Origin of the sequence: Paucibacter sp. DJ2R-2, assembly GCF_025717675.1 — a bacterium.
Classification (GTDB): Bacteria; Pseudomonadota; Gammaproteobacteria; order Burkholderiales; family Burkholderiaceae_C; genus Paucibacter_A.
This window is the reverse complement of record NZ_JAJIRT010000011.1, coordinates 166,771-184,877: the sequence shown is the minus strand read 5'-3', so window position 1 is coordinate 184,877 and position 18,107 is coordinate 166,771. Positions and strand designations below refer to the sequence as shown.

Below are 18,107 nucleotides of genomic sequence, written 5' to 3'. Positions count from 1 at the left end.
ATCTCACCGTGCGCAAAATTGATCAGGTTGATGATGCCGTACACCATCGTGTACCCCAGCGCCACCAGCGCATACATACTCCCGAGCACCAGCCCGTTGATGATTTGCTGGAAAAAAGTTTCCATAGTTGTCGTCCTTTTTTTGCGTCGACTGTGGCGTCGAACTGTCATGAAGGTGTGCAAGCGACATGCCAAAAATCAAGGTTTGCGGGTATACACCGAGAGCCTCCCATGAGCACCGGCAAGCTATGGGCAGGTGCGCCAAGCGCCCTTGAGCGGAATCCCGCACAGCCGCGCAAAAGGCAGAGCGGAATTCCGCCCGGCCCCGATGCCAAGCGGGTGAGGTCACTGTGGCGCAGCGGCCGCTGGGCGCGCGACAGCACGGTACACATTGGGCACACTACGCAGCCCTGCCCCTCCGCCTCATGAGTTCAAGCCCCCTTCCCCGCCCCTGGCGCCTGCCGCAATGGCGCCTGCAAACCCTGCTGCTGGTCCTGGCTGCCCTGACCCTGGTCCTGCTCTGCGCAGCGCTGGGCCAGCGCCTGAGCGAGCGCGCGGGCATGGCCCAACTGGCCGCGGTGGCCAATGAACGCCTGGAGCTCTACGCCGCCAGTCTGGAGGCCGAGCTGGCTCGCCACGCTTATCTGCCGGGCTTGCTTGGCGTCGACACCGACGTCCAGCGCTTGCTGGCAGAGCCCGGCAGCGAGGACCTGCGCGCCCAGACCCGGCTCAAGCTGGCCAGCGTGCGGGTTCGCTCAGGCTTGAGCCTGGCTTTCATCAGTGACGCGCAAGGCCGGGTGCTGGCCTCCAGCAACAACTACGGCCCACTGAACCGGGCCGATACGGAGCCCGACGCCGAAGCACGCCGCCTGGCGGAGCGCCTGGGCGAGCGCCTGCTCAGTGGGCCGGGCCAGTTTTTTGCGGCTCACGAGGACAAGGGCAGCAGCGACTATTTTTTGGTTCAACCACTGAAGCGCGCGGGGCTGCGCTGGGGGCAGATCGTGCTCAAGCTCAATCTGGCGCCCCTGGAAGCGATCTGGGTGGACCAGGGCCTGCGCTCCCTGGGCGAGAAGCTGCTGGTGGTCGATGGCCAGGGAGTGGTCATCATGTCCTCGGTGCCAGCCTGGAAGTACCACTTGCTCGGCCCCAGCACGGTCGAGCAGCGCGCGGCACTGCGCCGCAGCGGCCACTACGCCGGCACGCTCGAGGCCTCGCTGGGGCTGGACATGGGCACCTTGAGTCAGCAGCAAAATGCCCTAGTTTCCCTGCCATCGTGGGACCCAGCCACGCCCGAGCGGCGCCACCGTCTGCTGGCCCAGGAGCTTGCCGTGGTGCCGCTGGGCCTGCGACTGGTGACCCTGTCCGACCCCGCCGAAGTGTGGCGTCAGGCTCGCTTTGTTGGCTGGGGCGGAGCAGCGCTGGGCGCAGCCCTGAGTCTGCTGGTGCTTTACCTGCTGGCGCGCCGGCGCGCCCATGCCGAACTCGAGCATCAGGTCAGCGAGCGCACGGCCGAGCTGCAGCTCAGCAATGCCGAGCTCAAACGCCAGATCGCCCAGCGCCTGCAGGCCGAGGACGAGCTGATGCAGGCGGCCAAGCTGGCCGTGCTGGGCCAGATGTCGGCCGGCATCTCCCATGAAATCAATCAGCCGCTGACCGCCCTGCGCGCACTCTCGCGCAACAGCCTGCTGCTGCTCGACAAGGGCCGCTACAGCACCGTAGGCGAGAACTTGGGCGCCATCGACGCCATGGTCGAGCGCATGAGCCAGATCACCCGCCAGCTCAAGAGCTTTGCCCGCAAGGCGCAGAGCGCGAGCGCGCCTGTTTCACTGGCAGCCGCCGTGGAAGGCGCGCGCGTGCTGCTGGGCCACCGCATCGAGGCGGAGCAGGTGCGGCTGGACCTGGCCATCGCGACCGAGCTGCGCGTCAATTGCGAGGCCAATCGCCTGGAGCAGGTGTTGATCAATCTGATGGCCAATGCCCTGGACGCCATGGCCGAGTTGCCGCCCGCCGAGGACGGCAGCCCGCGGCCCCGCCAGCTGCGCCTGAGCACCGCCCCGTTTGAAGACGAGAGCAAGAGCCCGGGTGAGCGCCCGGGACGCATCTGGGTGCGCGTCTGCGACAGCGGCGCCGGCATGGAGCCCGAACAAATGGCGCGCTTGTTCGAACCCTTTTTCACCACCAAGCCACCCGGCCAAGGCCTGGGTCTGGGCCTGGTGATCTCAGCCAAGATCGTGCACGAGTTTGGCGGCACGCTGCGCGCGCGGCCTGCCGGCCGCGGCGATGATGTGGGCAGCCTACCCGGCATGTGTTTCGAGTTCGACCTCGAGCTAGCGCCGGCCGACTACCGCTGACGCAGCCCCCGCCTGCCCCACCCGATTCAATCAAGAAAGCAGCTCATCCATGTTTGAGGGATTCAAAGTCCTCTTTGTCGAAGACGATCCGCCGGTGCGGGCCAGCTTGAGCCAGACCCTGGAGTTGGAAGGCCTGGAGGTGCAGGCCTGCGCCAGCGCTGAAGAAGCCCTTCCCCATATCCAGGCCGGGGCGCAACTGATCGTGGTCACCGATGTGCGCCTACCCGGCATGGATGGCCTGGGCCTGCTCGACCATGTCATGGCCACCGACCCCGAGATCCCCGTCGTGCTGGTCACCGCCCACGGCGATGTGGCCATGGCCGTACGGGCCATGCGTACGGGCGCCTACGACTTCATCGAAAAGCCCTTCGCACCCGAGCGCTTCCTCGACGCCGTGCGCCGTGCCTTGGACAAGCGCGTGCTGCGCGTGGCGGTGGACGAACTGCGCGGACAGCTCCAGCGGCGCAGTGGCATGGAGGCGGTTCTGCTGGGCAACTCGGCCGCCATGCAGCAGGTGCGGCGCCAGGTGCTGAATCTGGCCGACACCTCGGCCGATGTGATGATTCTGGGTGAGACCGGCACCGGCAAGGAGCTGGTGGCGCGCTGCCTGCACGACGAGAGCCGGCGCCGTGACCGCAATTTCGTCGCCATCAACTGCGGCGGCCTGCCCGAGGCCTTGTTCGAGAGCGAGCTGTTCGGCCATGAACCGGGCGCCTTCACCTCCTCGTCCAAGCGCCGCATCGGCAAGATCGAGCATGCCAACGGCGGCACCTTGCTGCTGGACGAGATCGAGACCATGCCCATGCTGCTGCAGATCAAGCTGCTGCGCGTGCTGCAAGAGCGCCGGGTCGAACGCCTCGGCTCGAACGAAGAGCTGCCCATCAATGTGCGCGTGATCGCCGCCACCAAGGCCGATCTGCGCGCCCTCAGCGAGCAACAGCTGTTTCGCGGTGACCTCTATTACCGGCTCAATGTCGCCACGCTCTCACTGCCGCCGCTGCGCGAGCGGCGCGAGGACATCCCGCTGCTGTTCCAGCATTTCGTCGGCCTCGCCTGTGCACGCTACGAGCGCAGTGCGCCCGAGCTGAGCCCGCAGCGCCTGCGCGAGCTGATGGCCCATGACTGGCCCGGCAATGTGCGCGAGGTGCGCAATGCCGCCGACCGCTTCGTGCTGGACATCGGCGGCATCGAGGGCACCAGCGCCCCTGCGCCCGAACCGCAAGCCACCCTGGCTCAGCAAATGGATCAGGTGGAAAAAGCGCTGATCGAGCAGGCACTGCAGCGCTGCCAGGGCAAGGTGCCGGCGGCCATGGAGCTGCTGGGCACGGCCAAGAAAACGCTCTACGACAAGCTGCACCGCCACGGCATCGACCTGGAGCGCTTCCGCTCCAACTGAAACCCTGACCGTCAAGTTCAGCGGTACTGAGCCGGATCGGGCGAATCGCTGGGCTGCTCAATCAAGCGCAGAAAAGCCGGGCTCATGGGCAAGCGCAGATTGAGCCCCGAGCCGGGCAGCGGGCTCTCGAACCAGCGCTGGTAGATGGCACGGATCTCACCGCTGCGGAACAAGGCCCGCAAGGCCTCGTCGACCAGCTGCTTGAAGCCCGGATCGCCCTGCGCCAGGCCCAGGGCATAGGGTTCGATCGAAAACGAGGCCTCGGAGATCAGATAGTCCTGCGGCCGTCCACTGCCCGCCAGCCAGGTGCGCAGCAGCACATCGTCCATGGCATAGGCCACCGCGCGGCCGGTTTGCAGCAGGCGGAAGGCGTCCTTGTCGTCCTGGCCGACCAGGATCTTCATGTCCAGCTCGCGTGTCTGATTGACCTGGTGAAGGAACTGGATACTGGTGGTGGCGATGGTGGACGCCACCGGCTGGCCGCGCAGCTCATCCAGGCTGCGGATCGGCTGCTGGCGCTTGGACAGCAGCCGGGTCTCGGCCACAAAGGTGGTCAGCGAAAAAGCCTGGATGCGCTGACGCTCGGCCGTGTGGGTGGTGATGCCGCATTCCAAATCGACCGAGCCATTGGCCACCATGGGCATGCGTGTGGCCGAGCTGACGCTGACCATCTTGGCCTCCAGCTCAGGCAACTGCAGACGGGCACGCACGGCTTGCACCACCCGCTCGCACAGCTCGATCGAGTAGCCCACGGGCTTGAGATCGGCATCGAGGTAGGAAAACGGCGCCGAGGCGACGCGGTAGCCCAGCACGATCACGCCGGTGTCGCGGATCTTGCGCAGCGTGGGCGAACTCAGGGGTTCGGCCGCCCGCGCAGTCAGCAGCGACAGGCCCATCAGCAGGAACAGAGCGAGAGACCGGAAACGGGTGTTGAACATGAGACGGGGTCGTTACAGACACGGCAGGAAGCTTCTGCGATTGTCACAGCAGCCACGCGTGGCCGGAGGCTGTGGCAGGATGAGCGCCCTGATGAACCCTCACTCGCCTTCCACCGACTCCGCCGCAAGCGACGCGGCCTGGCGCGAAGTCCTGCCCCTGGAGCAGGCTCTGGCCGCCCTGCCACCCCACAGCCAGGACTTGCTGGAGCAGGCGCGCGAGGCTTGGTGCCGAGAACAAGGCCTGCTGCTCTTCGCCTATGGTTCACTGATCTGGCGCCCGGGCTTTGAGGCGGCCGAGCAATGGCCTGCACGGGTCCAGGGCTACCACCGGGCCCTGCGCCTGCGCAGCCTGTCCAACCGCGGCAACCGCGAACAACCGGGCTTGGTGCTGACCCTGTTGCCGGGCGGCAGCTGCCGCGGCCTGGTCTACCGGGTGGCGCCCGAGCACAGCGCCCGGGTGCTGGATGAGCTCTGGGTGCGTGAGATGGTGGTTGGCTCCTACACGCCGCGTTGGTTGCACTGCCAGACGCCGGCCGGGCCCAGGCTGGCACTGAGTTTTACCTTGAAGCGCCGCAGCCCGGCACGCGTAGGGTCGCTGGACGACGCAGCCTTGCTGCACATCCTGCGTCATGCCCGAGGACGCTACGGCAGCACCCTGGACTATCTGCAACGCTGCGTGCTGGGTTTGCGCGAGCATGGTATCCATGACGCTGAACTTGAGCGGCAGCTGCGCCTGGCCGCCGCCCAGGGTCTGTGTGACCTTCAGCCGCCCGCCTGAGCCTTGACGCGCTGCAGGTCTTCGACGGTATCGACATCGACCAGCACGCCCGGGTCATCCACCTCGACGGCCTGCGAGGGGTAGCGCGCCACGATGCGCCGCGCGCCCTCATCGCCGTGCAGATCCACCAGCTCCGAGAACAGCTCGGCGCTGAAACCCACAGGGTGACCCTGGCGACCGCGGTGCTGGGCATAGGCCACCGGGTAGGCCTCCAAGGCCTGGGCCACGGCCAACATGGTCTCGGGTTTCATCAGCGGCATGTCAGCCGGCACGATCAACCAGCCGTCCGCATCACCGCTGGCGCCCACGCCGGCGGCGATGGAATGCCCCATGCCCACGGGGCTTGCGCGCCCCTGGCTGTCAAGTTCAGGCAGAACGACCACATCGCGAGCCGCCACCAGGTCATGCAAGCTGGGAGCCAGCGCGGCCGTGGTGACCACCACCACGCGCAGACGTGTAGCCAAGGCATGCGCCACGGTCCGGGCCAGCACGGTGTCAGCCAAGGCGTCGGCGCTGCCAGCGCCCAGGCGCTGCACCAGCTTGTGCCCGAGGCCGGTAAATCTCATGCCGCGGCCCGCCGCAAGCACGACGACAGCCGGTCGCCGATGTGTCATCAGATCAAATCCTTAAAAAGCCCCTCGGCCCGGCCGCTGCCCGATCGAATCGCCAGGCTGCAACAGGTCAGAGCATGCCGCGGCGGGCGCACTGCGCGCAATGGGGCCATCACTTAAGGTGTTCTACCGTCAGAACAACTACCAGCAAGAGGCCTTGGGCCGATACTCTCGTCATGAACAGCAGCAGCAACAACAGCAAGCCTTTGGCCGACCTTCGCAAGAGCTATGAGCAAGGCGAACTTGACGAGGCCATGGCCGCCAATGAACCCCTGAGCCAGTTCAAGCAATGGCTGGAACATGCCCTGGCCAGCGAGGTGCCCGAACCCAATGCCATGACCGTGGCTACGGTGGGTGCCGACGGCCGCCCCTCGACCCGCATCGTGCTCATCAAGAGCTATGACGACCGCGGCATCGTGTGGTTCACCAACTACGAAAGCCGCAAGGGTCAGGAGCTGGCCGCGCATCCCTTTGCCGCCCTGCAGTTCCACTGGGTCGAACTCGAGCGGGTGGTGCGAATCGAAGGCCGGGTCGAGAAGGTCAGCGAGCAGGAATCGGATGCGTATTTCCATTCCCGCCCGCTGGACTCCCGCCTGGGCGCCTGGGCCTCGCCACAAAGCCAGGTCATCAGCTCGCGTGGCGTCTTGGTCGCCAATGCGGCCAAGGCAGCCGTGCAGCATGGACTGAAGCCCGACCGACCACCGCACTGGGGCGGCTATCGCCTGATGCCCGAGCGCTGGGAGTTCTGGCAGGGCCGCAAGTCGCGCCTGCACGACCGCCTGAGCTACCGACTGCAGGCCGACGGGCAATGGCTCAAGGAGCGCTTGGCTCCCTGAAGCCACGGGGGCTGGCCGTTAGAAGCGCAGCTGCAAGCCTGTATGCAGGCTGCGGCCAGGCAAGGGGCTGAGTTCGCGAATGGTGGCCACTGAACTCGCGCTGTAGGCCAGCTGATTGCCCACGTTGTCGAGCTTGAGATACCAGAGCGCTTCGTTGCTGCCAATGCGCAGCTGACGCGACAGGCTCAGCTTCAGCAGGCCGTAGCCTGCTGTCGCATGGTCCAAGACCGGCACGCGGTCTTGCCGTGCGCTCAGACGCCACTCAGCGCGGGCCGTCCACGGGCCCTGCTTGGCGTCGAGCGCCAGGCTCGCCCGCAGCGGCGCCAGGCGTGGCAAGGCCTCACCGGTCTGGCGGTTGCTGCCGCGCACGCCGTCCAGCGTGGCCGTGACAGCGAGCTGCGTGCCCGGCAGCAGCTGTGCCGGCAAATGCCAGTGCCCCTCCAACTCAAAGCCGGTCAGCAATGCCGGCACGGACTTGAAGGCATAGACCGGGAAGGTCTCGCCCTCATCCTCGAACTGCTCGCCGGTGGCGTCGAGCGCGATATAGCTGGCGAATCGGGTGCGGAACAGGTTCAAGCGCACGAAGTTCTCAGCCTGCTTCCACTCCAACCCCAGGTCCACGCCCTTGGCCCGCTCCAGGCCCAGGCTGGCGTCACCGCGCTCGTAAGCGCCGCTGGCCACGTGGACGCCCTGAGCATGCAGTTCGTAAAACATGGGCGCGCGTTGGCTGCTGTTGAACTGGCCGTTGAGGCTGAATGATTCACTCAGGCGATAGCTGCCACTGAGCGTCAGGCTGCGCGGCTTGAAGCGCTGGCTGCTGGCGGCGCCAAAGCGCGGCTCTTCAGCGTCGGCAGCGTCACCGGCCGAGTTGACGCGCACCGATTCAGCGCGTGCACCCGCCTCCAGGGTCAAGGGCCCTGCCGTGTACTGTTCCAGCAGAAAGACCGCACTGCTACGTGTTTGTGAACTGGGCACCAGGGCCTCGGCCCCGATGGCAGAGAACTCGCTGCGCTCCATCTGCAAGCCCAACATGCCCTTGACGGCGCCGCTCGCGCCCAGCGGCGCATGTTCCAACTCCAGGCGCAGATCCTTGCCGCGGTTCTTGAACACGGTGCCAATCTCACCCGAGCCCTCCACCTCCTGGTGCTGGTAGCGGCTGCTGCTGGCGTTCCAACTCACACGGCGCAGCAGTTCGGCCGCGCCGCTGCCCGGGGCGAAGCGCCACTCGCCGGCCGTTGCGGCGCGCTGACGCTGCATCTGGATCTGCACATCGGGCTCGACGGTCACGCCGTAGTCGTTGTGATAGTCCTCCAGCGACAGGCCGGCATAGCCCTCGGCAAAGATGTAGGAGCCGCCCAGCGCACCGCCGTGGCTGCGCGCCGCGGAGTTGCGCACCTCGGTGGCGCTTTCACCCTCGGCCGTGAAGCGCGGGGCAGATTGATTGGACGCACGCCGGCCGGCCAGATCGGCATGCCAGGCCCAGCCTTGGCTGCCCGAGCCGACGCCGCCGTCCAACACCACGGCGCCGTTGCGCTCTTGCGCGGGCCCGCCGAAGCGGACTTCCGCCGCGCCGCTCAAACCCGGCTGCACCGCCTTGGGAATGCGGTTGTCCAGGGTGTTGACCACACCGCCGATGGCATTGCCGCCGTACAGCAAGGCGGCTGCACCGCGCAACACCTCGACCCGATCGATGACCAGCGGGTCGGTGGGCACAGCATGGTCAAAACTCAGGCTCGAGGCATCAACCGAAGCACCGGAGTTGCTCAACATGCGCACCCGATCGCCGTCCAGGCCGCGGATGGTGGGGCGGTTGCTATTGGGGCCGAAGTAGCTGGCCGAGACGCCGGGCAGGCCGTCCAGGGTCTCCCCCAGCGATGAGGCGCGGCGCAGGCTCAACTCATCACCGCCGAGAGCGCTGTTGGCCTGCGTCAGCTGCTGGCTGCGCAAGGGGTTTCCAGTCAGTTGAACGCGGCTCAGATGCTCGGTGCTGGCGGTGCTGGCGGTGCTGGCGGCGCTGACAGCGGCGACCGGTGCGAGCGCCGCTGGGGCTGGGCTTTGGGCCTGAGCCGCGAAACTCAGGCAAAACAGGCTGGCGCCCAGGGCCAAGGGTCGGCGGGCGAAAAATGGGGTGCTCATGACAAAAACTCTCTGGCGGTCGGGCGCGGCACGGGGAACTCAACATCCGAGCCGGCGCGACGAAGTGGGGACGCGCCCGGGCTTCATCTGCTCACACAAGGCAGGGCCACAGGCGTTGGCGCCTCCAGGCGCAGCGCCACTGGGGCGGCTGCGCGCGAACGGCGCCTTGCAATCAAAGCAAAGGACTCAGACCACCAGAGGGGGGCCGCGGGCAGCGCGCTTCCAGCGAGCAGCCAGGTGCAAAGAGGCAATCTGGGCGGCGGCAGGAACGACCTCGGGCAGGTCCGGCAACAGCGCCACGGGCTGCGTCAGCGAGGCGTGGTCGTGGCTGAGCTGGTCGAGCAGTAGGCAGATCAGCTCGCCGCGCTGATGGCCCCAGCCGTCGGCAGACGCCAGAGTCCCGACCTTGGCCCCTGCAGATGCAAGCACCGGCGCCAAAGACGACAAGGGCACCAGAGCACGCGCAAAACCCGCGCCATGCAAGACCCGGTGTGACTGCCCCAGACCTTGGAAAGCCAGCATCAGAGCCAGCAGCGCCCACACCTGCCACGCCGTGGCATGACGACGCAACGCCAAGGCGCTGCTGCGTGAGTATGGGGGGCGCGGCGGGTTCATGGTTTTAAATCAGGCGCGACAGCATTCGATGTGCATTCAAGGGGCACTCAGGCCCTGGCCACCGTTGATACGGTAGTAGAGCCCGTAGGGGTCATCACTCAACACCGACAGAACGCCCTCAACCAGCACCGGTTCGAGCGAGTAGCGCACCGGTTGCTGGGTGAACACTTCGACCAGACCTTCAGCACCAGCCGGCACACAAAACGAGCAGGACGTCGGCACCGAGGAGAGCAGGAAGTGCCTTTGCTTGTCCCCCGGCTCCAGCGGCATCATGAAGCCCTGGACCTTGACCTTCTTCTGATTCAAGACCTGCACGGCCGCGGGGAATGTGGGCAGCAGCCGATTCTTTTCGACCCGGGTCGTCACGGCAGCCAGCAAACTCCAGGACAGCACGCCTTCCCGTTCCTGCAGCGGCTTGAAGGGGCTGCGTGGGTCGTGGTAGCCGGGGCCTTGACCGATCACTGGAGCTTGCGCCTGGGCAAGACCCGGCAACAGTGCCATCAAGCCCATGACGAGCAGGCCGCGACGGGTTTCAACGAAACGAGCGATGAGGTTCAAGGCGGGTCGACTTTTCATGACGTGGCGGATCGAGTGCGGCATTGTGCCTGCTGCGGCCGTTCAGCGCGGCGCCTGCAACAAGTCGCTGACATCGAGTCGGTAGGCTCGCCAGGCCGGCCAGGCTGAAGCCAGCAGCGCCAGACTGGCCGCCAACAGGGGCAAGCTGAGCTCCCAAAGCGAGAACCAGGCACCAGTCAGGCGCAGGCTTTGACGGTCGGCCAAGAGCTGACCCAAGACCGCACACAAGCCGTGGCCCAGCGCCAGGCCGATCACGCAGGCCAGGGCTGCCAGGATGGCCGCTTCCAGCCCGACCAAGGCAGCCACCCGCCACGGTGGCGCACCCAGCATGCGCATCATGGCCAGATCGGCTTGCCGCGCCCGCACCGCATTGAGCAAAGCCACCCAGACCGACAGCCCTGCGGCCAGCAATAGCACCACGGCGAATCCGCGCAAGACGTCGGTGCCCGTGCCGACCAGGCGAAGCAAACGAGCCGTCTCCAGCGCCGGCGCCGCCGCCTGCAGACCCGCTTGCGCGTTGACCCAGCGCGGCAGGCTGATGGCGGCCAGCGGGCTGCGGTAGCTCAGCAAGATCAAGGTGATCTCGCGGCGCTCCATTTCTTCAACTTCTTCCTCAAGCGCGGTGTTCGCAGCGCTGCCATGGTGAGCTTCATGGAGCTGCCAGACCGAGGCCAGATCTGTCAGCACCAGGCGGTCGATCACGGTGCCGGTCGGCTTCAAGATGCCGGCCACCGTGTAGGCTTCGCCCTCATGGGCATCGCCCTGCTCGCCCAGGCCGTGACTGCCTGCAAACTGCGCGCCCAATGCCAAACCGGTACGCTGCGCCACTTCGGCTCCGAGTACGGCCTGCAGCGGCGCGCGCCAGAGCTGCCCTTGGGCCAGGCTGGCGCCGTACAGAGCCAGGTAACTGGCCTCGGTGCCGACAATGCGAAAGCCGCGCAGGCTGTCGCCCAGCGACAGCGGGACGGCGCGCGCCACCAGGGGCTGGGCGCGCAGGGTCTTCAAGGTCGACAACGGGATATTGCCGGTAGGCACATCAAGGTGGAACACGCCGGACAACATGATCTGCATCGGGCTGCCCTTGGCGCCGACAACCAAGTCGATGCCCGCCAGATCGCGTCGCACGCCGGCCTCGATCTGTTCGCTAACCAGAAGCACAAAGCTGATGGCCGCCAGACCCAGGCTCAAGAGCAGCAGATTCAGCGAGGCCGTCAAAGGCTGGGCCCAGAGGTAGCGCCAGGCCAGGCGGATCAAGGCGCTCACGCCACAGCCTCCGAAGCAGTGCTGGCGCTCAAGTCAAGTACGCGCCAATCAAGCCTGCCCTGTAGGGGCTGGACCAGCCGGCTGTCATGTGTGGCCAGGATCAGGGTGATGCCCTGCTCCGCCGCAGTGTCCAACAGCAAATCCAGCACCTGGCGGGCATGGCGATCGTCCAGACTGGCACTTGGCTCATCGGCCAGCAACAGTGCAGGCTGGCGCATCAGGGCCCTGGCCAAGGCCACACGCTGCGCCTGGCCAACGCTCAGCTGATGCGGCAGTCGCTGCCCCAGATCAGCCAAACCCAAATGCTGCAGCAAGGCCTGAGCCCGCTCTGGCCGGGGCGGCAGGCCGGCGCTGATGAACGGCAGGGCCAGGTTGTCCAGAACGTTCAGACTGGCACTCAGGTGCAGGCGCTGCGGCACAAATCCGAGCTGGGCGCCGCGCCAGGCATCGCGTTGCCGCGCGCTCAGGCTGCCCAAGTCGCTGCCGGCCATGTCGATCCGTCCCTCGGTAGGCGTCAGCAAACCAGCCATCAAGGCCAGCAAGGTGGACTTGCCGCTGCCCGATGGCCCGCGCAAGAGCAGGTGTTGGCCGGCGGCCATGGAGAAATCAGGGAAAGACAAGAGGCCACTGCCACCGGCATAGCGGTAGCTCAGCCCTGACCATTGAATGCTCATCGACGCAATTCCCGGCGGAGAAAGATTCAGGCCGCAGGGCGCAAGAGTCGGGCAAAGGTCTTGCGGAATTTCTCCACTTTGCCTGCCACCACGAAGGCGCAATAGCCTTGGTCCGGGTTACGGGCGTAGTAATGCTGGTGGTAGGCCTCGGCCGGCCAGTAGTTCTGTTCGGGCAGCAACTCGGTCACCAGCCGGCCATCGTGCGCCGCTTGCGCTTCGTCCCAGACCAAGCGGGCTTCGGTGGCCTGCGCAGGCGAATGCACATAAATGCCCGAACGGTATTGGCTGCCGACATCAGCGCCCTGACGATTCAAAGAGGTTGGGTCATGAATGACAAAGAACACCTCCAGCAACTCGCGCAGGCTGACCACACTCGGGTCGAAATCGAGCCGCACCACCTCGGCGTGGCCGGTCTGGCCAGAGCAGACTTGCTCGTAGCTGGGATCATGAACCAAGCCGTTGCAATAGCCAGACTGCACCGCATGCACGCCCTTGACTTGCTCGAACACCGCTTCGGTGCACCAGAAACAACCACCGCCGAGGGTGATTCGCTGCAATGGGGTGTCAAGGCTGTTCATGCTGTGGGGCGACCGGTTCTTTGAGAGACGGGGCGAGCATAGCCGAGCCCGGAATTCCTAAGAGCGGCAGGGTAACGCGCCGGCACCGGCGATGATGTCCGCCTCGTAGTGACACAAACCATGACCGTGGACCTGAATCCGCTGACCCAGTTTTTCAAACCCTTCGCCCTAACGCTGGTCCAGCCTCCCCTGGTCTTCATGCTCCTGGCCGTGGCCGGCGGATTTCGCCTGCAACGGGGCCGCAAGCGGTTGGGCTGGGTTCTGCTCGGCATGGCCGCTGCGGGCATCTGGCTGAGTGGAAGCGAGGGCTTCGGACTGTATTTGGGCCGAGTCTGGCTGAAGACACCGCCCGCCCTGGAGCGGGCTGAGACCGAGCGGCTGCGTGAGCTGCAGGCCTCCAAAGGCGGGGTGGCGGTGCTGGTCCTGGGAGGAGGTGCGCGCCAATCGGCACCGGAGTACCAAGGCTCCAGCCTCAACGAATACAGCCTGCCGCGGCTTCGCCTGGGCATATGGCTGGCGCGACAGATCGGGGCGCCGCTGGGCTTCTCGGGTGGCGTGGGTTGGCAAGCGCACGATCAGATCAGCAGCGAAGGCGAGATCGCCCGGCGTATTGCTGCCGAAGAATTCCGCCATCCACTGAGCTGGGTCGAAGATCAATCGCGGGACACCCGAGAAAACGCCCAATTCAGCGTGGCGCTGCTGCGGCAGCGCCAGGTTCGGACCTTGGTGTTGGTCACCCATGAGCAGCACATGCCGCGCTCGCTTCGCGCTTTCAGGGATGCCTTGGCAGACAGCGGCGCGGAAAGCGACATCACGCTCATCCCTGCGCCAGCTGGTTTGCGGCCGGCGGAGCGCTGGCGCCTGAGCGCGTGGCTGCCCAGCAACGAAGGCTATGCACGCGTGCGCTACGTGGTCTACGAGGCCATCGCGCTGGCAGCTGCCCATTGAGACGCACCAAAAATACAGGCGCCCAAAGTAGAAACCCCCTCCGAGCCTGAGCTGGGAGGGGGTGTGGTGGCTGACGCCACCGATGGGGCTCTCGGGGGATGTGCCCGAGGGCTCCTGGCGCGCAATGATTGCGCCAGAGGTTGTGCCTGAGACAGGCTATGCAACAGTAGGCGAGCCCCGCCCCGCTTTCAAGGCCCGGATAAACCCGTGGGTGCCGCTGCGAACAGGGTCTCGAAGAGCTGATCGGCGCGCGCCTGCACGTCGGCACTCATGACAATGCCCCTGCCCCATTCCCGGCTGGTTTCGCCGGGCCATTTGTTGGTGGCATCCAAGCCCATCTTGCCGCCGAGACCGCTGACCGGGGAAGCGAAATCCAGGTAGTCGATCGGCGTGCTATCGACCAAGGTCGTATCTCGGACCGGGTCCATGCGCGTGGTAATGGCCCAGACCACTTCCTTCCAATCACGAATATTGATGTCCTCGTCCACCACCACAATGAACTTGGTGTACATGAACTGGCGCAGAAAGCTCCAGAGCCCAAACATCAGGCGCTTGGCATGCCCCGGGTAGGCTTTCTTGATGGAGATCACGGCCATCCGGTAGCTGCAGCCTTCGGGCGGTAAATAGAAGTCAACTATCTCCGTGAACTGCTTCTGCAAGATGGGCACGAACACTTCATTGAGCGCCACGCCCAAGATGGCCGGCTCGTCCGGAGGCTTGCCGGTGTAAGTGGAGTGATAAATCGGCTGCTCGCGCCGCGTCAGTCGGGTGACCTCGAAGACCGGAAACCAATCTTGCTCGTTGTAGTAGCCGGTATGGTCGCCGTAGGGGCCCTCCAGCGCATGGAGATAGCCGCCCTTTTCTTTCAGCGCAATGCCGTCTTCGCTGAACCCCGTGAAACCGGGTGCTGCCACTGGAATGCAGCCTTCCAGAACGATTTCAGCACTGGCCGGCACCTGCAGCATGCGAGCACCCTCACCCACACCGCTGTCGATGAGCTCGGTGCGTGAGCCGCGCAGCAGGCCGGCAAACTGGTACTCCGACAGGCTGTCAGGTACCGGCGTGACGGCGCCCAGGATGGTGGCCGGATCGGCGCCCAGCGCCACAGCAATCGGGAATGCTTGGCCCGGATTCGCCAATGCAAACTCGCGGAAATCCAATGCGCCGCCGCGATGGGCCAGCCACCGCATGATGAGTTGCTTGCGCCCGATCAATTGCTGGCGATAGATGCCCAGGTTCTGACGCGTGCGCGGCTTGGGCACCGACTGAGGACCACGCGTGATGACCAAGCCCCATGTGATCAGGGGGCCAATGTCACCCGGCCAGCAGGTCTGAATGGGAATGTCCTTCAAATTGATCTCGGCACCTTTCAACACCAGCTCTTGGCAGGCCGCACGGCGCACGGTTTGGGGCTTCATGTCCCAGACCGACTTCATCATCTGCAGGAGCCGGCCCACGTCCTTCACGCCCTTGGGTGGTTCTGGCTCTTTCAGATTGGCCAAGACGTGACCGACCTGGCGCAGGTCCTCCAAACTCTCAGCCCCCATGCCGAGCGCGACGCGTCGAGGCGTGCCGAACAGATTGCTCAACACCGGCATGCGGTGCCCCGTGGGATTTGCAAACAGCAAGGCAGGCCCTTCGGCTCGCAACACACGGTCGCTGAGAGCGGTCATCTCCAACACAGGAGACACCGGCTGCTCAATCCTTTTGAGCTCACCCATGGCCTCCAAACCGCCAATAAAGTCGCGCAGGTCACGGTACTTCATAACATCCAGTAATATAAAAACAGGTCTATAAGCTTGACGGGTTATTTTTGACCCTTAAAATCCGCCTGCCTTGAGTTTTCAGGGTTAACCCGTGTCTTCGCCTTTGGGAGGGTGGAGACGCCCCGCTGCCGATGGACGTCGGCCCGGTCGAAGTCAACGCTCGTCGTACTTCGCCCTCTGAGCCGACCCATTATCACTGCCGCACCTTTAGCCCCTTGGCCTCGGCCGGGGACTGGATGGTGTGGAAGAGAAGAAAGGAGTCGCATGACAGCGCGTCGTGATCTTTTATCCCTGACCCGCAGTACAGGTGCCGCTGCATCCTTGTTTGTCAAGGACATCGGCCAAGGCCTGCTGGTTGTCAGCCACAACACGCTGGCCCTCGTCGGTTTGGCTGTCGTGGCCATCATCCTGACCTTTGCCAGTCAGGCCGAATTGCGCCAGCAACTGGAAGGCCAGGTTCGTGGCTGGTTGCATGCACGCCAGGAGGCCCGCGACATCGCCGGTGGTAACACCTTGACCGGCAATGAAGAACCGGATGCCATTGCCCGCACCACGGCCGTCGACCCCAAGGACTTGCCGCGCCAGCAAGCCGCCATCGCTCAGTGGGTGGCTCGGCGCTACAAGGTCGCCCCTGAGCCGATCAGCCGTCTGGTTCAGGAAGCCTACACGGTGGGACAACGTGCCCGTGTCGAACCCACGCTCATTCTGGCCATCATGGCGATTGAATCTGCCTTCAATCCCTTTGCGCAAAGCACAGTCGGCGCACAAGGCCTGATGCAGGTGATGACCCAGGTCCACAACGACAAGTACGAGGCCTTCGGCGGCAATCTGGCCGCTTTTGACCCGATCACCAACTTGCGGGTGGGCGTCCAGGTGCTGAAGGAGTGCATTCAACGCGCGGGGAGCGTCGAGGAAGGCCTTCGTTTTTACGTGGGTGCAGCCAATTTGCCCGACGAAGGCAGCTACACCGGCCGTGTCCTGGCCATGCAAGAGCAACTCAAGGCGGTTGCCTCGGGTCGAGCCTTACCCGCCCGCCCGGCCAGCACGCCCATGGCTGCGCCCAAGCTGATCGAGCAGACGTCGCTGGACGACGAAAAGGTGGCACAGCTGCGCTGAACCGCTGCCTCTGGCCCGCGAGCGGCACCGTATGCTGAGGCTACACTCCAAGCTTCGCGCGACTGGCGATCAAGAGGGCCGAGCGACAGAGTGTCGCTGGCCGCCTGAGGTGGTGGACCACCGGGGAGCGCGAACGGTGATGGGCGGATGCTCACACCGACTTCAGCCGTTCGCCTGGGCAGCCTCCTCGGCCTGCATCTTTTTCAATCGATGCCTGGCATGACGGGCACTCCACTTCTAGAGCATTGCCACCCTATGTTTGACCGTAGCACTTCCACCCTCGCCCTTGTCGACCCGGATCTCTGGGCCGCTGTCCAGAACGAGAACCAGCGCCAGGAAGATCACATCGAACTGATCGCCTCGGAAAACTACACCTCGCCCGCCGTCATGGAAGCGCAGGGCAGCCAACTGACCAACAAGTACGCTGAAGGCTATCCCGGCAAGCGCTATTACGGCGGTTGCGAGTATGTGGACGTGGTCGAGCAACTGGCCATCGACCGGCTGAAAGAGCTGTTCGGCGCCAACTTTGCCAACGTGCAGCCGAATTCTGGCTCACAAGCCAACCAAGGCGTGTTCTTCGCCCTGCTGCAGCCAGGCGACACCATCATGGGCATGAGCTTGGCCGAAGGCGGTCACCTGACCCACGGTATGGCACTGAACATGAGCGGCAAGTGGTTCAACGTCATTTCCTATGGTCTCAATGCCAAGGAAGAAATCGACTACGACGCCATGGAAGCGCTGGCTCGTGAAAAGAAGCCCAAGCTGATCATCGCCGGCGCCTCAGCCTATTCCCTGCGCATTGACTTCGAGCGCTTCGGCAAGATTGCCAAAGAGATCGGCGCCTATTTCATGGTGGACATGGCCCACTATGCAGGCCTGATTGCTGCGGGCGTGTACCCCAACCCGGTGCCGCACGCCGATGTCGTGACCTCGACCACCCACAAGAGCCTGCGTGGCCCGCGCGGCGGCATCATCCTGTGCAATGACGAAGCCATTGCCAAGAAGATCAACTCGGCCATCTTCCCCGGCATCCAGGGCGGCCCGCTGATGCACGTCATCGCAGGCAAGGCTGTGGCCTTCAAGGAAGCACTGACGCCGGAATTCAAGGCCTACCAGACCCAGGTGGTCAAAAATGCTAAGGTCTTGGCAGATACGCTCATTGAACGAGGCCTACGCATTGTCTCTGGCGGCACCGAGAGCCATGTGATGCTGGTGGACCTGCGCCCGAAAAACCTGACGGGCAAGGAAGCCGAAGCCATCCTGGGCGCAGCCCACATGACTTGCAACAAGAACGGCATCCCCAACGACCCGCAGAAGCCCATGGTGACCAGCGGCATCCGTCTGGGCACACCGGCGATGACCACGCGCGGCTTCAAGGAGGAGCAGGTGCGCGCTACAGCCCATCTGATCGCCGACGTGTTGGACAAGCCACATGACGAAGCCAATTTGGCAGCTGTTCGCGAGAAGGTCGCCGCGCTGACGCGCGACTTCCCCGTCTACCGCTGAGCCTGACCCAGTCAAGGAAC

General features: G+C 65.0%; 17 protein-coding genes and 1 riboswitch. Of the genes, 7 read left to right on the top strand and 10 right to left on the bottom strand.

Annotated elements, in window-relative coordinates; translation table 11 throughout:
• Positions 1-125, bottom strand: a 125-nt coding sequence (locus tag LNV28_RS21600) for an ABC transporter permease subunit (protein ID WP_411970005.1), incomplete at its 3' end; no start/stop codon positions are given.
• Positions 126-424: 299 nt separating this feature from the next.
• Between LNV28_RS21600 and LNV28_RS21595 the strand changes: the two genes are divergently transcribed.
• Positions 425-2,350 (top strand): sensor histidine kinase, encoded by a 1,926-nt coding sequence (locus LNV28_RS21595; protein WP_263520188.1) that lies wholly within the window; start codon positions 425-427, stop codon positions 2,348-2,350.
• 49 nt (positions 2,351-2,399) lie between these two features.
• Positions 2,400-3,746 carry a sigma-54-dependent transcriptional regulator gene (locus LNV28_RS21590; RefSeq protein WP_263520186.1) on the top strand — a complete coding sequence of 449 codons (1,347 nt, stop codon included), beginning with the start codon at positions 2,400-2,402 and terminating at the stop codon, positions 3,744-3,746.
• Positions 3,747-3,763: 17 nt separating this feature from the next.
• Here LNV28_RS21590 and LNV28_RS21585 read toward each other — a convergent pair whose 3' ends face one another.
• Positions 3,764-4,684 carry an amino acid ABC transporter substrate-binding protein gene (locus LNV28_RS21585; protein ID WP_263520185.1) on the bottom strand — a complete coding sequence of 307 codons (921 nt, stop codon included), beginning with the start codon at positions 4,682-4,684 and terminating at the stop codon, positions 3,764-3,766.
• A gap of 91 nt (positions 4,685-4,775) precedes the next feature.
• Here LNV28_RS21585 and LNV28_RS21580 point away from each other — a divergent pair, with 91 nt between their 5' ends.
• A complete protein-coding gene (locus LNV28_RS21580) occupies positions 4,776-5,462 on the top strand; it encodes a gamma-glutamylcyclotransferase (RefSeq protein ID WP_263520182.1) in 687 nt (228 codons plus the stop codon).
• Here LNV28_RS21580 and LNV28_RS21575 read toward each other — a convergent pair.
• The gene (locus LNV28_RS21575; RefSeq protein WP_263520181.1) at positions 5,447-6,028 is read right to left on the bottom strand and encodes a nucleotidyltransferase family protein; all 582 of its coding nucleotides are present in this window, start codon (positions 6,026-6,028) and stop codon (positions 5,447-5,449) included. The two genes, LNV28_RS21580 and LNV28_RS21575, sit on opposite strands and share 16 nt — an antisense overlap.
• Positions 6,029-6,249: 221 nt before the next feature.
• Here LNV28_RS21575 and pdxH point away from each other — a divergent pair, with 221 nt between their 5' ends.
• Positions 6,250-6,909, top strand: a complete 660-nt coding sequence (pdxH, locus tag LNV28_RS21570) for a pyridoxamine 5'-phosphate oxidase (protein ID WP_263520179.1) — start codon at positions 6,250-6,252, stop codon at positions 6,907-6,909.
• An 18-nt stretch (positions 6,910-6,927) separates the two neighbouring features.
• Here pdxH and LNV28_RS21565 read toward each other — a convergent pair whose 3' ends face one another.
• The 6 genes from LNV28_RS21565 to msrA all read right to left on the bottom strand — a co-directional run bounded on the left by LNV28_RS21565 (position 6,928) and on the right by msrA (position 12,751).
• Positions 6,928-9,045, bottom strand: coding sequence for a TonB-dependent receptor (locus tag LNV28_RS21565; protein ID WP_263520178.1), 2,118 nt, complete (start codon positions 9,043-9,045; stop codon positions 6,928-6,930).
• Positions 9,046-9,231: 186 nt separating this feature from the next.
• The gene (locus LNV28_RS21560) at positions 9,232-9,660 is read right to left on the bottom strand and encodes a hypothetical protein (RefSeq protein WP_263520177.1); all 429 of its coding nucleotides are present in this window, start codon (positions 9,658-9,660) and stop codon (positions 9,232-9,234) included.
• 36 nt (positions 9,661-9,696) lie between these two features.
• Positions 9,697-10,236 (bottom strand): DUF3299 domain-containing protein, encoded by a 540-nt coding sequence (locus tag LNV28_RS21555; protein ID WP_263520176.1) that lies wholly within the window; start codon positions 10,234-10,236, stop codon positions 9,697-9,699.
• 42 nt (positions 10,237-10,278) lie between these two features.
• Entirely contained in the window at positions 10,279-11,499 is a 1,221-nt protein-coding gene (locus LNV28_RS21550; protein ID WP_263520174.1) for an FtsX-like permease family protein, read from the bottom strand.
• On the bottom strand, positions 11,496-12,173 hold the full coding sequence (locus LNV28_RS21545; protein WP_263520172.1) for an ABC transporter ATP-binding protein: 678 nt from the start codon (positions 12,171-12,173) through the stop codon (positions 11,496-11,498). Before LNV28_RS21545 ends, LNV28_RS21550 begins: the two co-directional genes overlap by 4 nt.
• Before the next feature lie 26 nt (positions 12,174-12,199).
• A complete protein-coding gene (gene msrA / locus LNV28_RS21540; RefSeq protein WP_263520170.1) occupies positions 12,200-12,751 on the bottom strand; it encodes a peptide-methionine (S)-S-oxide reductase MsrA in 552 nt (183 codons plus the stop codon).
• 120 nt (positions 12,752-12,871) lie between these two features.
• On the opposite strand from msrA, the gene LNV28_RS21535 reads away from it, so the two are divergent.
• On the top strand, positions 12,872-13,699 hold the full coding sequence (locus LNV28_RS21535) for a YdcF family protein (protein ID WP_263520169.1): 828 nt from the start codon (positions 12,872-12,874) through the stop codon (positions 13,697-13,699).
• A 188-nt stretch (positions 13,700-13,887) separates the two neighbouring features.
• Here LNV28_RS21535 and LNV28_RS21530 read toward each other — a convergent pair whose 3' ends face one another.
• Positions 13,888-15,465, bottom strand: coding sequence for a UbiD family decarboxylase (locus LNV28_RS21530; protein WP_263520167.1), 1,578 nt, complete (start codon positions 15,463-15,465; stop codon positions 13,888-13,890).
• Positions 15,466-15,729: 264 nt separating this feature from the next.
• On the opposite strand from LNV28_RS21530, the gene LNV28_RS21525 reads away from it, so the two are divergent.
• Together LNV28_RS21525 and glyA are read left to right on the top strand one after the other, a co-directional pair.
• Positions 15,730-16,581, top strand: coding sequence for a lytic transglycosylase domain-containing protein (locus tag LNV28_RS21525; RefSeq protein ID WP_263520165.1), 852 nt, complete (start codon positions 15,730-15,732; stop codon positions 16,579-16,581).
• Positions 16,582-16,629: 48 nt separating this feature from the next.
• Positions 16,630-16,768, top strand: a riboswitch (ZMP/ZTP riboswitch).
• Positions 16,769-16,836: 68 nt separating this feature from the next.
• Entirely contained in the window at positions 16,837-18,087 is a 1,251-nt protein-coding gene (gene glyA / locus LNV28_RS21520; protein ID WP_263520163.1) for a serine hydroxymethyltransferase, read from the top strand.
• The last annotated feature ends 20 nt before the right edge of the window (positions 18,088-18,107 follow it).

Coding starts and splice junctions, on each gene's coding strand:
- LNV28_RS21535 (WP_263520169.1), top strand. CDS start 12,872: ATGACCGTGGACCTGAATCCGCTGACCCAGTTTTTCAAACCCTTCGCC.
- LNV28_RS21545 (WP_263520172.1), bottom strand. CDS start 12,173: ATGAGCATTCAATGGTCAGGGCTGAGCTACCGCTATGCCGGTGGCAGT.
- LNV28_RS21530 (WP_263520167.1), bottom strand. CDS start 15,465: ATGAAGTACCGTGACCTGCGCGACTTTATTGGCGGTTTGGAGGCCATG.
- msrA (WP_263520170.1), bottom strand. CDS start 12,751: ATGAACAGCCTTGACACCCCATTGCAGCGAATCACCCTCGGCGGTGGT.
- pdxH (WP_263520179.1), top strand. CDS start 6,250: ATGAACAGCAGCAGCAACAACAGCAAGCCTTTGGCCGACCTTCGCAAG.
- LNV28_RS21580 (WP_263520182.1), top strand. CDS start 4,776: ATGAACCCTCACTCGCCTTCCACCGACTCCGCCGCAAGCGACGCGGCC.
- LNV28_RS21560 (WP_263520177.1), bottom strand. CDS start 9,660: ATGAACCCGCCGCGCCCCCCATACTCACGCAGCAGCGCCTTGGCGTTG.
- LNV28_RS21590 (WP_263520186.1), top strand. CDS start 2,400: ATGTTTGAGGGATTCAAAGTCCTCTTTGTCGAAGACGATCCGCCGGTG.
- LNV28_RS21575 (WP_263520181.1), bottom strand. CDS start 6,028: ATGAGATTTACCGGCCTCGGGCACAAGCTGGTGCAGCGCCTGGGCGCT.
- LNV28_RS21585 (WP_263520185.1), bottom strand. CDS start 4,684: ATGTTCAACACCCGTTTCCGGTCTCTCGCTCTGTTCCTGCTGATGGGC.
- LNV28_RS21595 (WP_263520188.1), top strand. CDS start 425: ATGAGTTCAAGCCCCCTTCCCCGCCCCTGGCGCCTGCCGCAATGGCGC.
- LNV28_RS21525 (WP_263520165.1), top strand. CDS start 15,730: ATGACAGCGCGTCGTGATCTTTTATCCCTGACCCGCAGTACAGGTGCC.
- LNV28_RS21565 (WP_263520178.1), bottom strand. CDS start 9,045: ATGAGCACCCCATTTTTCGCCCGCCGACCCTTGGCCCTGGGCGCCAGC.
- LNV28_RS21555 (WP_263520176.1), bottom strand. CDS start 10,236: ATGAAAAGTCGACCCGCCTTGAACCTCATCGCTCGTTTCGTTGAAACC.
- glyA (WP_263520163.1), top strand. CDS start 16,837: ATGTTTGACCGTAGCACTTCCACCCTCGCCCTTGTCGACCCGGATCTC.